Source organism: Pseudomonas sp. FW300-N2F2, assembly GCF_017351655.1.
Taxonomy (GTDB): domain Bacteria; phylum Pseudomonadota; class Gammaproteobacteria; order Pseudomonadales; family Pseudomonadaceae; genus Aquipseudomonas; species Aquipseudomonas fluorescens_AA.
This window is the reverse complement of the sequence record NZ_JACNDQ010000001.1, coordinates 2,167,623-2,181,616: the sequence shown is the minus strand read 5'-3', so window position 1 is coordinate 2,181,616 and position 13,994 is coordinate 2,167,623. Positions and strand designations below refer to the sequence as shown.

Genomic DNA, 13,994 nt, shown 5'->3' with positions numbered 1-13,994 from the left:
TTACCCCCCTGAGCCCTCCCACCGCCACAGCCCCTCGGAGGTCTGGGCACTGACCATCCCCCTAAGTCCGGACTCGCTTCCAGCGGGCATCAAGAGCAACGTGAACGTCCCCTCATAGGCGCGTTAGCGATCTGCGTGATCAACACGCCAACGCCATCCAATAAAAAAGCCCGGGCTGATTCGTCCCGTAGCTGCCCCTGATCTATTTTGCCGGTCACGTTACCGATCACGATCTGCGGATAAACGACCTGCAGCGCCTGGATCGCCCAGAGCGTTTCATTGAGCTGTTGATGCGCGCGCACCCCACCCGTGAACGCCGGCGAGGCAGTGAAACTCAATACCGGGCAGCCCTGCAGTACCGATTTCCCATGAGGACGGGACAACCAATCCAGCGCATTTTTCAACACGCCGGACATACCGTGGTTGTATTCCGGCGAGCCGATCACTAACCCATCGGCCGCCGCCACAGCAGCGCGCAAGGCAATCACGGCCGGTGGTGAATGGGCGCCATCGTCATCCTCGTTATACGGCGGGACATTGTTCAATTCGTGGAGCGTCAACTGCACATGTTCAGGCAACCGTTCGGCCACCGTGCGCAGGATCGCCGTATGGGCCGACTCTTGGCGCAAACTGCCGGACAAGCCCAGGAGGTTTATCGTTGCGGTCATTTAAACACTCACGGTCTGTGGCTTGGGCTTGAGGAGAAAATGCGCGAGCGCGGGCACCAGGATCAGCGCCCCCACCATGTTCCAGACGAACATGAAGCCCAGCAAAATGCCCATGTCGGCCTGGAACTTGATCGGCGACAGTACCCAAGTGGTCACGGCCACCCCCAAGGTAATCCCGGTCATCACCACCACCTTGCCGGTGGATAACAGCGCCAGGTAATAGGCATCCGACAGGCTGGAACCATTGCGCAGGTTGGCAAGCGTCACGCTGAGGATGTAGAGCGCGTAATCCACACCGATTCCCACCCCCAAGGCGATCACTGGCAGGGTCGCCACTTTTACACCGATGTTGAGCCCCACCATCAAGGCTTCGCACAGCACGGACGTGAGCATCAACGGCAACACCGTACAGACCACGGCTCGCCAGGACCTGAACGTGATGAAACACAGGGCAATGACCGCTGCGTACACCATGAACAACATCTGCACATTCGAACGTTTCACGACGATGTTGGTGGCCGCCTCGATACCGGCATTACCCGCCGCGTTCAGGAACTGAATCTGATCGCTGTCATGGCTTGCCGCGAACTGTTCGACCGTCTGCACCACGCGGGTGAGCGTATCGGCCTTGTGGTCCGTCAAGTAGACATACACGGTCAGCAGATCGCAGTTCTGGTTGAACAACTCCCGCGGTGCACGAGTGATGATCGCGTTCAATAGCCCCTGGTTACGCGGTATCTCGTACCACGTCATGCTGCCCTCGTTCATCCCGGCCGCGGCCTGTTTGCTCAGTGCCGCCAGGGAGGTGGTGGACACCACGCCCGGCAACTGTTGCAACTGCGCCTCCAGAGCATCCACCGTTACCAACGTCTGGTAATTGGCGCAGAAGTACTGCGGGGTCTTGACCATCACCACGTACTTGTCGCTGCTGGCGGAGAAGTTGCTGACCATGAAGCGGTTGTCGGTGTTGTAGCGCGACTCAGGACGCAACTCCGGTGCTCCAGGATTCAAGTCGCCAATCTTGACGTGAAGGCTGATGGCAAAGCCCAGCGCACCCAGCACCACGCCGATGAAGATCGCGCCGCTGGCCCATTTGCGTTCGGTGAAGCGATCCAGGAAAGCCCAGAGCGGATGCCGGGCGTGATGAGCGTCCAGCTTGGAAAACCGGTCGTTGGCCGCTTCCCGTTGCGCCGCCACTTTGCTCACGCCGGTGTATGACAACAGGATCGGCAGCAGGATCAGGTTGGTAAAAATCAGCGTCAGCACACCGACCGTCGCGGTAACGGCCAGGTCCTGGATCACCGGGATCTTGATGATCATCAACACTGCAAAGCCCACGGCGTCCGCCACCAGCGCCATCAACCCGGTTAAAAACAGCCGGCGAAAGGTAAAGCGCGCCGCAACCAGCTTGTCGGCACCGCGTCCGATGTCTTGCATGATGCCGTTCATTTTTTGGGCGCCATGGCTCAAGCCGATGGCAAACACCAGGAACGGAACCAGGATGGAATACGGATCCAGGTCGAACCCCAGTGTCGGCAGCAAGCCCAGCAACCAGACCACCGCGATGATCGAGCACAGCAGCACCAGCACCGTGCTACGCACACAACGTGTGTACCAGAACAACACGAGCCCGCAGATCACCAAGGTCGCGGCGAAGAACAGCTGCATCTGCCGCATGCCGTCCATCAAGTCCCCCACGACCTTGGCGAAACCGGTGATGTGAATCTGGATGTTCTGGTTTTCGTACTTGGTCCGAATCTGTTCGAGTCGGTTTGACAATGCGTTGTAATCCAGTGGGGTACCGTCATCCGAGGCGCTTTCCTGAAGCGGCAGGAGCACGATGCTGGACTTGAAGTTGGAGGCCACGAGCCGCCCCACCTCGCCCGACCGTTCGATGTTCTGCTGCACCTGTTCCAGGCTGCTGGCTGAACCATCGTAATCGTCCGGGATGACAGGACCGCCGTCGAAACCCTCCTCGGTCACGCCGATCCAGCGCGTGGCCGGCGTCCACAAGGACTTCATGTAGGAGCGGTCGACACCGGGGAGCAAAAACACTTCGTCGTTGATCTTCTTGACCGTTTCCAAGTACTCGGCACTGAAAATGCTGCCCTGTCTGGCCTCGATCGCAATCCGCAATGTGTTGCCGCCCTCCCCCAACTGACTGCGGTTCTGCAGATAGTTCTGCACATAGGGGTGATCCGTCGGGATCATTTTTTCAAAGGCGGCATTGAGCTTCAGACTCAACGCCTGATAGCCGAGCACCAGGCTGAGCAGCACACAGATGCCCAAGACGATGCTGCGATGATTGAACAACAATCGCTCGACCAGGGTTCCGGAAGCAGGATCAAAGGCAGGTGATGCAAGCGCAGGCGAGTGTTCGGCAGAGTGCGTAAAACTGTTCATTGTAGCGGCTCCGACGATTCCACTTTTATGGCGGACGACAGCATGCCGCGCGTGCTGCTGATGATCAGGTCACCGTTCGCCGCTTGCGTCATGCCCGTGAAGTAACGAGGTTGAGGTATCTGAAGGACAGCGGCTTGCGTGTCGCCATCGGCAAAACGCAGCACCCGACCCGACTCGTCCGCCAGCAGGACCGAGTCATCATCAAGACGCAGGCCGCTGGTCAACGTCACCGGCTGCAAGGTGTCGAGATGCTTCCAAGTCTCGCCGCGATCCCGGGACTCGAAGGCCTTGCCACGCAGTCCGAACGCCAGGATCGAATGATTGGCGGCCGGTGCGAGACCGAAGATCGTTCCCTCGAAAGGCGGCGTCAGCGCCTCGAAGGTCTGGCCGGTATCGCTGGAACGCAGCAATGTCCCTTGCTCGCCAGCGATGAAGACATCGGCTCCTATCCGCGCGATGCCATAGAGATGTAATCCGTCTGGATTATCGACATGGGCACGAATGGACTGCCAACTGAGCCCGCCATCATGGGTGACGAAAGCCAAGCCATAAGCCCCCACCACCCAACCGTTTTGCGCGTCGAGGAAAAGCAGGTCGAGCAGAGGTTTGTCAGGCCCTTCATCTACCAGTTGCTGAGCCAGGGACAGACGCTCCGGGGCCCGCTCATCGGTGTCACGCCTGGCCTGCTCCAGTTCGATTTCGGCGGCTCGGACACCGTCGAGCTGTTTAACCCAGGTCGAACCGCCATCCTGGCTGTGCAGCACGGTGCCGGCATGTCCGACTGCCCAGCCCTGGTTGTCATCGATGAAACGCACCTTGACCAGCGTCACGCTGACCGGCGAGCCGACTTGCTGCCAGCTCGCCCCGTTGTCATCCGATACGATGATGAAACCTCGCTCGCCCACGGCCACCAACCGCTGCCCTGCCCGGGCCACACTGAGCATGACCGATTGCGTTGCCATCGCGCTGTAAATCGCCGGTTGCTGGGACAATCCCGTCGTTTGCGCTACGGCGACCGAGCCATAAAACGTCGTCACCATCCACAGGCTGGCAATGAAGGCCTTTATAGGGCCGGAATAGAAAGTAGGCATGTCTGAACCTCGATGATGCCGCTCTCTGGAAGCGATGACCGTGCACCGCTTCCAGAAAACAAACGTATTAATCAACCGTTGCGAGGCTCAGCGAACCGACCCGGATGCCACCGCGGTGCCGGTGAAAAAGTTCTCGGGTTTGCGCGGTATCACGCTGTAGGTTTCCCCGTTCAGACCCTGGACGACGCTGTAGGTCTTGGCCTGCAGGTTGTAGATCACCACAGGTTTGACCACCACCGCTGGGATGGCCGGCACCACGAATGGCAGTACCTGGGAGACACGCCAGAGTTTGCCCTCGGCGTCGTAGCCATCCACCAGCGAGATGGTCCAGCTGTCTTCGTCGATGAAGAATCGGCGCTTGGGCACGGCGTGGCGTTTGCCCGGCGCCACCGTGGCTTCCAGCTCCCAGACACGGTGCAGTTCCCAGCGCACCTTGTCCGCATTGAGGTGGTTGGCGGTAAAGGCATCGTCGCGTTTTTCGGCGTGGAACTTGTTGTTGTTATAAGGGATGTACAGTTCCTTCTTGCCCACCAGTTTCCAGTCGTAGCGATCCGGATGACCGATGAAGCCGTGCACCTCATCGAAATAGTTCGCACCTGAAGCGACGAAGTCCGGAGTGTCATAACCCACGGTTGGCGCCCGCCGCACACGACGCTGGCCGACCAGGTATTGCCAGGCCTCCCGTGGCTCCTGGACGTTGATACTGTCATGGGTCACCAGCGATTCCCCGGCCTTGAATGGCGGCTCGCTGGTCAAGAATCGCAGCAGCGCATACTGCCCGGACCATTTATCCGCAGCGCCGTCCTTGTAGTAGTACGGGTATTGCCAGTTCTCCACGCCCCGGCTGGCCAGCGTCCGAGTCCCATCAGCGTTGCCGATGACGTTGACATAGCCCATCTGTATGGATTCGGCTTCAACCCGCAGCAGAAAATTCCAGATGACCTCGTTGCCGTTTTTCGGGATCGGGAACGGGATACCGCCGTAACAGCCCTCTACCGACAAACCATTGCTGGTGGTCTTGCAGCCAGTAGCGTTGGCGAAGGTGTTCTGATAGACGTTGTCCGGCGCCGCAGCGCTGCGGTGAGTCGGATAGACATCAAGGTGAAAGGTGTCCGGGAACTTGGCCAACAGGGCTTTGGTTCCTTCACTCAATTTGTCGGCGTACTGCGCAGCGTTCTTGGCGGTGATCTGCAACAGCGGTTTTTCGCCAGGGAACGGATCGGCAGGCATATCGCCGAACTTGGCCCCGGCGACATCCTTGGTCAGGCCGCCGGTCCAGGCCGGGATGGAGCCATCGGCGTTGCCGGCTTTTTCGGCCCCCATGGGCGTCAGCGTCGTCTTGAGCTTCGCCGCCTCGTCGGGACTGACCGCCGCCAGCGCGGTACCGACAGACAGGGAGATCGACAGAGTGGACAGCAACAGCAGTTTAATTTTTATCATTATCAGGGCCCGCCTGTTCTTTGCTTAAAAGGTTCGCTGGATCGAAAACGCCACGAAATCCCGGTCTTTCATGTTTTGCTGGTAGGTGAAGGAATTGGCTGAGTTGATAACCGGCCCGGCCTCGCCAAAGAAGTTGGTGTAGCTCAGCGAGGCGTACCACTGCTTCTTGTAATCGGCCTTGAGACCCAGCGTCAGGTCGCCGCCATGTTCCGGTCCAAATGCCTGCGGCGTGACGGAAGAACGCCCGGACGGGTTGTAGCCAAGGGTGATCGGCGCTTGGACATCGATGCCGGGAAAGACCTGGAAATATTGCGGCTCAAAAGTGAAGCGCATGGCGAATGCATCGCGCGTGGTGTTGGGGTCCAACTGATCGGCATTTTTGGTGACGCTCAGCCGTCGGTTGAACGCCAACTCACCCAACAGGGAAGCGCCGTCCCACAGAGCGGATCCTCCATAGACATTGATCATCGATACCTGGGCATGCCACGACCGACCGATGGGGTACGCGGGGTTGGAATCGTTGTCGGCGTCCATGCCAGTGATGATGGTGCCGCCGACGCCTGCCAAGGGCGTATCGAGCCTGATGGATGTCTCACCGGCAATATTGGCTTCGCCCACCAGCGTGCTGAAACTCGCGCCGAAGACCTTCACGTCCTCGGGATAGACATTGATAAACGAGTCATCGGCCCCCGGCACCAGCGCGGCCGGACGGAAGTAAAACACCGGCGTCTTTTCGTGATATTTCGCGGCGTAGAGACCGAACTCCCAGTCATCCACAGCGAACTTCAACTGCGCGCCGAACTGCCCGGAATCCCTTGCATCCTTGTCCTTGCCATGGCGCAGTTCACCGGTTGGAAAGAACACCCGCTCCCCGCCTTCACCCACAAAGTCCGCGCCGCTGAAGTAGCTACCCGCGGCGGGCAAACGGGTCTTGTTCCATTCGAATTGGTAGTAGGCCCCCACGCTCACGGTGTCGTTCAGTTGCCAGTTGCCGGACACCTGCTTGGTGGGCATCAGGATTTCTTTGAACTGAGAACCGGGGACTGACTGAAGCTTCACCAGGTCCACGGTGGACTGGGCGTTGGCAATGCCGTTGGCGCCAAAGAACAAGCTTTCGCCGTAGATCTGCGTGAACTGCCCGAGCCGCCCGGACAACGAGGTTGTGCCGATCTCCGTCGAGCCGTAGACAAAGGCATCGAGGATTTCAGTGCGTTGACCGTGGATCCGACGAGTGTCGCTGGTGAACTCGTCGTGGTCGACACTCACCGAGTTGGCGGTGCCCGGCGAATCGTTGTCATTGTCCTGGCTGTAGACATTGTCGTACCAGGACGCTGCGCTGAGGCGCGCACCGACGTCTTTGTACTTGATGTCGAACTCGGAAAGAATGTCCAGGCGATTGGAAATGAGCCCGCGGTCGAAATTTCGGTCGCCATCGTCCAGGTTGGGATTGCTGTTGGAGGTCCCCGGGCCCACTGCCACTTTGTGATCGAGCTTGTTCACACGCCAGGCATTGCTGTACTTGATGGTGTTATCCCACGTCGCCGAAAGGTCGGGGTTGCCGGTATCAATCTGGAAGGCTTGTACCTGGGTTGAAAGGCTCAGCAGTACCGTTGCACTGACGGTGCAAGCAAGGCTGGAGACCGGCAACGGGCAAAACCGCTGGTTGGCTGTTTTCATGGAGATGTTCCTGTTTTTTGTTTTTGTAAAAGGTCATCCACTCGCAGCCTTGGCCGCGAATACCGCTGGCACTTCTTATGCGTAAAAACATCATTGCTGCACTTAAATATATTTTGTGCACAAAAACTAGCCCTGCGCAAATTCAAAGTCAAGCGGATAAATCAGCCTTTGCACTAAAGTCTGTTTTGCGCATAAAATCGGTTTGGTGCAAATTTCAGGACGGCTCCGACCATGATTCCCTCCCCCAGCATTCCGCTGATCGATGTCGCGTTGACGAAGATGAAAAAAGCGATCGTCTGTTGTGAGCTGGCTCCCGGCGAAAAACTCAAGGTCGCAGAGTTGTCCAAGACCTACGGCCTCAGCAGCTCGCCGATTCGTGAAGCCCTCAATCGATTGACCCAGGATGGCGTGGTCGAAGCCAGCGATAACAAGGGCTTCAGGGTTGCCCCCATTTCCGTCACTGATTTTCGCGACATCACACGCATGCGCTGCTTACTGGAGTGCGAGGCGTTGGCCGATGCCATTACGCATGGCGACGATGCCTGGGAAGCCGATGTGCTGGGGGCTTTTCACCGCCTGAATCTGGTCGAGAAAAAACTCGGAAGCGGTGTGCTGGTGCTCGATGATGAATGGTCGACCCGACACAAGGCTTTTCACTTTGCCCTGTTCGCGGCGTGCCCCTCGCCGTTGTTGTTGAAGATGATCGACTCGCTGTTTGATCGGGCCGAACGCTACCGGCGCTTTTCCGCCCAGCAGCGGGTCACCCAGCGGCACAAGGGCAACGAGCACCAGAAGTTGATGGACGCGGCCCTTGCTCGCGACACCGAGAAAGCCGTCACCTTGCTGCGCAATCACATCCAGGAAACCCTGGGCCGGATTGTCGAAGCCATAGAACGCCGACAAGCCACGCTTCAATAGACTTATGAAACGTCACAAAAAACCCTTCGCCTGGCACTGTGTTCGTGGACCGTGCCAGGCGAAGGGCGTGTTGCCTTTCAGGCTTTAAGCCTGTGCGAACCTGATCGTCTTGTCGCAGACGCCGCCTTGAGTCGGCGTGGGTTTCTGCGGCGGCTTGCACCACAGCGCAAGCTCCATGCCTTCGAGCAACTCCATCGCCCAGGCCACCGTCACCGCCCCGCCATATACGTAGTGATCGGGCCGCACGATCACCACATTGCACCCTCGCTGTTCCAGCCATTGCGCCAGCAGTCCATCGACTTCCTGGTACTCATCGGCAGCGCGGGCTCCTGATTGCTCAGGGTTGACCAACCGCACGACGTGGATAGGCAAGCCTTTAAGCGACTGGCTGCTGCGCAGGCATCTCAACAACGCAGTGGCATCGAAGCCGGGGGCAACGACCACACGAAACGCCTGGCCGGTAAACTCATCAAGCAAGGCCTGCTTGCCGACATGGTTGATCACCATAGGTTGGGGAAACAGCTCACCGGCCGGCGACACTTGCGCGATAAACCCTTGGGAAAGACCGGGGATCAGCGATTGCCGGATGGTCCCGCCCGGGTTCTCCTTCATATGTTCGATCAGCCGTGTATCCCGGTTCGCGGCTCTCTCACTGTCGCGCTCGCAGATCACACCGCCGAACTCCTTGGCCGCCAGGGTGGTCTGGCGCACATGAGGGATACGCTCGATCTGATAGGTTTCCAGGAAATCCGGAGCCGCCAGCCCTTCTTTCACCAAGGCGATTTTCCACACCAGATTCAAGGCATCGCGAATCCCCTGGCACATGCCCTGCGCCAGGAATGGCGGCGTCATGTGGGCCGCGTCCCCGAGAAAGAACACCCGGTCGGCTTTCCACTGCTCCAGGATCAATGCATGGAATCGGTACGCCGAAGCCCGCCATAACTGATAGTCCTGCTCTGGCAACCAGCGGGCAATCAGCTTCTTGATCGTTTCAGGCTTTGAGATTTCCGAAGGCTGTTCGTCCGGATTGATCATGAACTCCCAGCGACGATGGCGCCCGGGGCCGACGACAAAGGTGCACGGCCTGGCCAATTCGCAGAACTGAACGTTCGTCTTCGGTAGGTCCTCCCCCGCCCCTTCGTTGAGGATCACATCGACCACCAGCCACGGCTCGTCGAACGCCAGGTCGTCCATCTTCAACCCCAAGCGGGTGCGGATCGGGCTGGTGCCGCCATCGCAGGCCAGCACATGGGTCGCCGTGACCGTGCGTTCGGTTCCGTCCTTCGCCTGGATGCGCACATTAGCCTGGGACTCGGCGGAGTCGACCGTCAGCACCTCGGAGCCAAGCTCAACGGTTACCGATTTGAAACGGGCAATTTTGTCGCGAAGGGCGCGCTCCACCGGCGGCTGGGAAAACACATAATTTGGCGCCCAGCCCAGTGGAAACGGCGGCTTGGCAGCGTCAATGCGCTTGATCAATTGTGAACCGGTCGTGCGGTATTCCGAGGGGCGATACGGCATGACATGTTCGGCAATATCGTCAGCCAAGCCGATATTGCCGAAGACGCGCATCACCTCATGGTCAAAGCCCATGGCCCGAGGGTTGGCATAGACCGTTTCGCACTTGTCCACCACCAGGGCATTGAGCCCCCACAGACCGGCCAGATTGGCGCACAACGCGCCCACCGGTCCCATTCCAACAATGATGACATCGTAGTCCATCGTCTACTCCGCTTCTTGTAGTTATCGATTGCGCGTGCTGGTTGATGCCGATAGCGACGCCTGCTCGTCAACCAGGCATCGCCTTTACCGGACGGAACAATCAGGCAATCCGGACCCGCTGTTCTTCGATTTTCGCGCGGATGGAGTCCATCCATTGCGCACGTGTCTGGAACCCTGGTCGGCGTATGCACATCGCCTCGGTCTGGGCCAGAATGACCTCGGTCGGTAACTCGAGGTCCAGCGGTTCCTTGCACGGCTGAGCGGTATAGAACGGTGTATCGACATACATCTCGACGGGGTTGCCTTCAGGGTCCTTGAAATAAATCGACCAGGCATTCCCGTGATCCACTTGGGCGATGCCCTCAATGCCGCTTCTTTTGGCGAATTGGTAGTAGGCCTTCAGGTCATCCAACGAATTGAGCAGGAACGACAGTTGATTGATCGGGTTGAATGGCAGATCAACAGGTTTGCCGTCAAAGAGCACGACCTGATGGTGCAGCTCCGGATTCTGCGTCATGAAAAACAGGCGATGCCCGGTCGAGGCCACGCCTTTGTCGCTGACGATGAAACCCAGGACGCGACAGTAAAAGTCGACCATCCGATCCAGGTCTGAACAGAACACGCCGGAATGGGTGAAATTGATAGTGGGTAACGCGGGCATGTGGAACCTCCAATTTTTATGATTGTGTAGAGGACAACGCTCAGGCTTCGTCAATGACGCCGTTCGATAGGGTCCCGATTTCAGTGATGACCACCTCGAACACATCACCGGGTTTCAAGAAAATCGGCGGTTTGCGCTTGAAGCCGATCCCGCTCGGCGTGCCGGTTGCCAGAATGTCGCCCGGGTTCCATGGCAGCGCCTTGGACACGTAGGAGATCAAATGTGGAATGTCGAAAGCCAGCTCCGAGAGGCTGCCTTCCTGCAGTTGCTCACCGTTAAGAATGCCCCGTACCACCAGCGTACGGTAATCGGAAATTTCCGACGCTGGAATGATCCAGGGGCCCAGTGCGCCAGTTTTTCTGAACGTCTTGCCCATGCCGTACTGGTGCGTATGGAACTGCCAATCCCGCACGCTAGCATCGTTGAAACAGGTGTAGCCCGCCACATGGTCCATGGCATCGGCCGGATCGATGTGCGCGCCACCTTTCCCAATGACGACGGCCAGTTCAGCTTCGAAGTCGAACTGCTCCGAGACTTTTGGCCTGACCAGTGGTTCGCCGTGGGGCAGTAGCGTTTCGGCAAATCGCTGGAATATCACCGGAAACTCCCCGACCTTCCGGCCGGCCTCTTCAGCGTGAGCCACATAGTTGATGCCCACACAGATAACCTTGCCGGGATTCGGTATGACGGCCTCCAGTTGAATGCTGGAAAACGAATAATCGGCCTGGGCGGTCTCGACGATCTTGCGTGCCTCCTGTACCAGCAGTCGATTGGCCAGAAAGGTGGCGAGGTCCGGAACCTGCGCAAAACGACGGGTCAGCTCGACCACCCCATCACCTGACACGACGCCAAAATGGGCCCTCCCTTCTTTGCGGTACGAAATCAGCTTCATGTTCTTCTCCTGTTTTTTTTGTGCATAAAAACTAATTTCTTGCACCATACATCATTAAATGCATAATGCAAAAGGTCGCGAAAAAAAATAATGAGCCCCATGAGGCTCCTGGTTCTGGAGGCAAGCATGTCGCTGGTGATGGTTCGTAAGATCAAACTGGACATCGAAGAAATATTCCACGAGGGAGGCCCCCGCACATCAACGCCGTTACGCATTGCGGTCGCCACCGCGGTGGTCGCCAATCCCTACGCCGGCAGATATGAAGAAGACCTGCTGCCATTCATGCAGGAGCTCAGGGGTTTAGGCGCACAACTGTCGGAGCAATTGATCCAGGCACTGGGCGGCGCCGCGCAAGTGCAGGCTTATGGCAAGGGCGCGATTGTCGGTGAAGACGGCGAGCTGGAACACGGAGCGGTCTGGCACGAAGCCGGTGGCTGGGCCATGCGTGAGGCACTGGGCAACCCCAAGGCCATCGTTCCAGCAGGCAAGACTATCGGTGGTCCTGGTTGCCGGGTGATGATTCCGCTGGGGCATATCCAGGCAGCTTATGTCCGCAGTCATTTTGGTGTGGCGGAAATGACGGTATGGGACGGCCCCCGCCGCGGGGAAATCGCTTTCGGCCTGGCCATGGCTACAGGCGGCAGGATCCATTCGCGACTGGGCGGCCTGGCGGTCGCTGACGTGAGAGGTGAAGACGGCTTACGTTGATGCCAAGGTTTTGAAGTGTCGCTCCACGGATTACGCACTACGACAAAAATAATATGAGTATCGGAGAACATCATGACTGCAAAAACGATGCGCGCCGCACGCCTGTATGAAGGCGGTAAACCCATGGTCATCGAGCAGTTGCCCGTACCGGGCATTCGTCCAACTGAAGTGCTCGTCAAGATCAAGGCATGCGGGATCGTCCCCAACCTCCACAACATCCTGACAAACTGGGTCAAGTGGTTCCCGCAAAATCCCCTGCCAAAACTGCCGGCGACTTTTGGCCTCGACCCCACGGGAGTCATCGAGGCCGTAGGCGAACAGGTCTACGACTTCAAGGTCGGTGACCGGGTCTACGTCAATCCGGGCCGCCACTGTGGTTCGTGTCGAGCCTGTCGTGCGGGCAATACCATCGCCTGCACGGCCTACACCTTCAATGGCTATTTCGGCTTCACGCCAAAAAGCCCGCGCATGTTCGAAGACTATCCCTACGGTGGTCTTTGCGAGTACATCCCTGCGCCGCAATACAGCCTGGTGAAACTGCCCGATAACCTCAGCTTCGAGACTGCCGCGCGACTGGGCTACCTGGGTACCGCCTACAAGGCGATGCTCAAGGCCAATGTCGGGCCTGGCACCGTCCTGCTGATCAACGGCATCAGTGGCACGCTCGGCCTGGGCGCTGTCGCACTGGCCCTGGCGATGGGCGTTCGCAAGATCCTCGGCACAGCTCGCAACGCGGAGCTCTTCCAACGCGTGAAAGACCTCGCCGCGCCAGGCCGGATTGAGATCCATACCCTGGGCACGCTGCCAACCAATGAGTGGGTCAATGAAGTGACACACGGTGAAGGTGTCGATGTGGTGATCGATGCCCTGGGCCCAGGCGCCCCTCACGAGACCCTGACCCAAGCCCTCAAATCCATTCACCGCGGCGGTCATCTGGTCAATATCGGTGCTATCGCAGGTGAGGTCCCCATCGATCTGCACTGGATCATGGACAACGACATCCAGATCAGCGGCTCGGCCTGGTTCACCACAGGTCAAGGACAAGCCATGGCGGACATGGTGGAGTCTGGAACGCTGGATCTTTCATTCTTCGAAAACACGGCCTTCAGCCTGGAAAAGGTGAACGACGCGATTACCGGTATCGAAAATCGCCAGGGTGGCTTCAGCAACTACGTGATCTGCCCCTGACATTCACGAAACCCGTTCAACACAACGGCGGGCACCCTGATGCCCGCCCACCGAACCCAGGGAATGCCATGAAAATTCGAAGAGTCGTCACCGGCCTGGATGCCACAGGCCAATCCGTATTCATCAGCGATGATGCGGCCCCGCGGTCTTGTGCCTTTAAGTCCATTCCCGGCCATGCCATGGCGCACCTGTGGTCCACCGGATCAACGGCCGGCGCGCAGCAGGATCCCACCCTGGGGCACCCTTCCCTGGTGCCTGGGCCAGGCGAAACCAGTCTGGCAATCTATGATTTTCCGCCGGACACCGTGATGCAGAACCCGACGGATGTCGGACAGATGATCGAGGAATTGGGCGGCGCCCTGCCCGGCTTGTTCGAATGCTTCGAACCGGACCATCCGGGCATGCACACGACGCCGACCATCGACTACGGCATCCTGCTCCAGGGCGAACTCTGGCTGGAGCTGGACAATGGCGAACAAAAACTGATCCGGCCCGGCGAGGTTGTCATCCAGCGTGGAACCCGGCATGCCTGGCGTAACAAGAGCGATCAAATCGCCCGCGCGCTGTTCGTGATGATCGGCACGAAGCGTGACTAGTCGACACACACTCTCCCACCGAACCTTAGG

The 13,994-nt window shown here is 58.6% G+C and carries 12 protein-coding genes; 4 read left to right on the top strand and 8 right to left on the bottom strand.

The genetic code is table 11. From position 1 onward, the window contains the following. Window positions 1–89 precede the first annotated feature (89 nt). From J4E63_RS09810 to J4E63_RS09790, 5 genes are all read right to left on the bottom strand, one after another. Window positions 90–668: an NADPH-dependent FMN reductase gene (locus tag J4E63_RS09810; protein ID WP_207281770.1), complete on the bottom strand. Its 579-nt coding sequence runs from the start codon at window positions 666–668 to the stop codon at window positions 90–92. Then, on the bottom strand, window positions 669–3,071 hold the full coding sequence (locus tag J4E63_RS09805; protein WP_207281769.1) for an RND family transporter: 2,403 nt from the start codon (window positions 3,069–3,071) through the stop codon (window positions 669–671). Continuing rightward, window positions 3,068–4,162, bottom strand: a complete 1,095-nt coding sequence (locus J4E63_RS09800) for a YCF48-related protein (protein WP_207281768.1) — start codon at window positions 4,160–4,162, stop codon at window positions 3,068–3,070. Before J4E63_RS09800 ends, J4E63_RS09805 begins: the two co-directional genes overlap by 4 nt. A gap of 87 nt (window positions 4,163–4,249) precedes the next feature. Next, the gene (locus J4E63_RS09795; RefSeq protein WP_207281767.1) at window positions 4,250–5,602 is read right to left on the bottom strand and encodes a DUF1329 domain-containing protein; all 1,353 of its coding nucleotides are present in this window, start codon (window positions 5,600–5,602) and stop codon (window positions 4,250–4,252) included. Window positions 5,603–5,626: 24 nt separating this feature from the next. Next, window positions 5,627–7,279, bottom strand: a complete 1,653-nt coding sequence (locus J4E63_RS09790; RefSeq protein ID WP_207281766.1) for a DUF1302 domain-containing protein — start codon at window positions 7,277–7,279, stop codon at window positions 5,627–5,629. 231 nt (window positions 7,280–7,510) lie between these two features. On the opposite strand from J4E63_RS09790, the gene J4E63_RS09785 reads away from it, so the two are divergent. Continuing rightward, window positions 7,511–8,197 (top strand): GntR family transcriptional regulator, encoded by a 687-nt coding sequence (locus tag J4E63_RS09785; RefSeq protein ID WP_060742951.1) that lies wholly within the window; start codon window positions 7,511–7,513, stop codon window positions 8,195–8,197. Window positions 8,198–8,281: 84 nt separating this feature from the next. Here J4E63_RS09785 and J4E63_RS09780 read toward each other — a convergent pair whose 3' ends face one another. From J4E63_RS09780 to J4E63_RS09770, 3 genes are all read right to left on the bottom strand, one after another. Beyond that, a complete protein-coding gene (locus J4E63_RS09780) occupies window positions 8,282–9,919 on the bottom strand; it encodes a bifunctional 3-(3-hydroxy-phenyl)propionate/3-hydroxycinnamic acid hydroxylase (protein ID WP_207281765.1) in 1,638 nt (545 codons plus the stop codon). A gap of 100 nt (window positions 9,920–10,019) precedes the next feature. Continuing rightward, window positions 10,020–10,580, bottom strand: a complete 561-nt coding sequence (locus J4E63_RS09775; protein ID WP_207281764.1) for a VOC family protein — start codon at window positions 10,578–10,580, stop codon at window positions 10,020–10,022. Window positions 10,581–10,620: 40 nt separating this feature from the next. Further along, window positions 10,621–11,472 carry a fumarylacetoacetate hydrolase family protein gene (locus J4E63_RS09770; protein WP_060742954.1) on the bottom strand — a complete coding sequence of 284 codons (852 nt, stop codon included), beginning with the start codon at window positions 11,470–11,472 and terminating at the stop codon, window positions 10,621–10,623. A gap of 126 nt (window positions 11,473–11,598) precedes the next feature. On the opposite strand from J4E63_RS09770, the gene J4E63_RS09765 reads away from it, so the two are divergent. The 3 genes from J4E63_RS09765 to J4E63_RS09755 all read left to right on the top strand — a co-directional run bounded on the left by J4E63_RS09765 (window position 11,599) and on the right by J4E63_RS09755 (window position 13,964). Then, a complete protein-coding gene (locus J4E63_RS09765; RefSeq protein ID WP_207281763.1) occupies window positions 11,599–12,180 on the top strand; it encodes an amino acid synthesis family protein in 582 nt (193 codons plus the stop codon). 72 nt (window positions 12,181–12,252) lie between these two features. Beyond that, window positions 12,253–13,368, top strand: a complete 1,116-nt coding sequence (locus tag J4E63_RS09760) for an alcohol dehydrogenase catalytic domain-containing protein (protein ID WP_207281762.1) — start codon at window positions 12,253–12,255, stop codon at window positions 13,366–13,368. Window positions 13,369–13,436: 68 nt separating this feature from the next. Then, entirely contained in the window at window positions 13,437–13,964 is a 528-nt protein-coding gene (locus tag J4E63_RS09755) for a cupin domain-containing protein (RefSeq protein WP_207281761.1), read from the top strand. Window positions 13,965–13,994 lie beyond the last annotated feature (30 nt).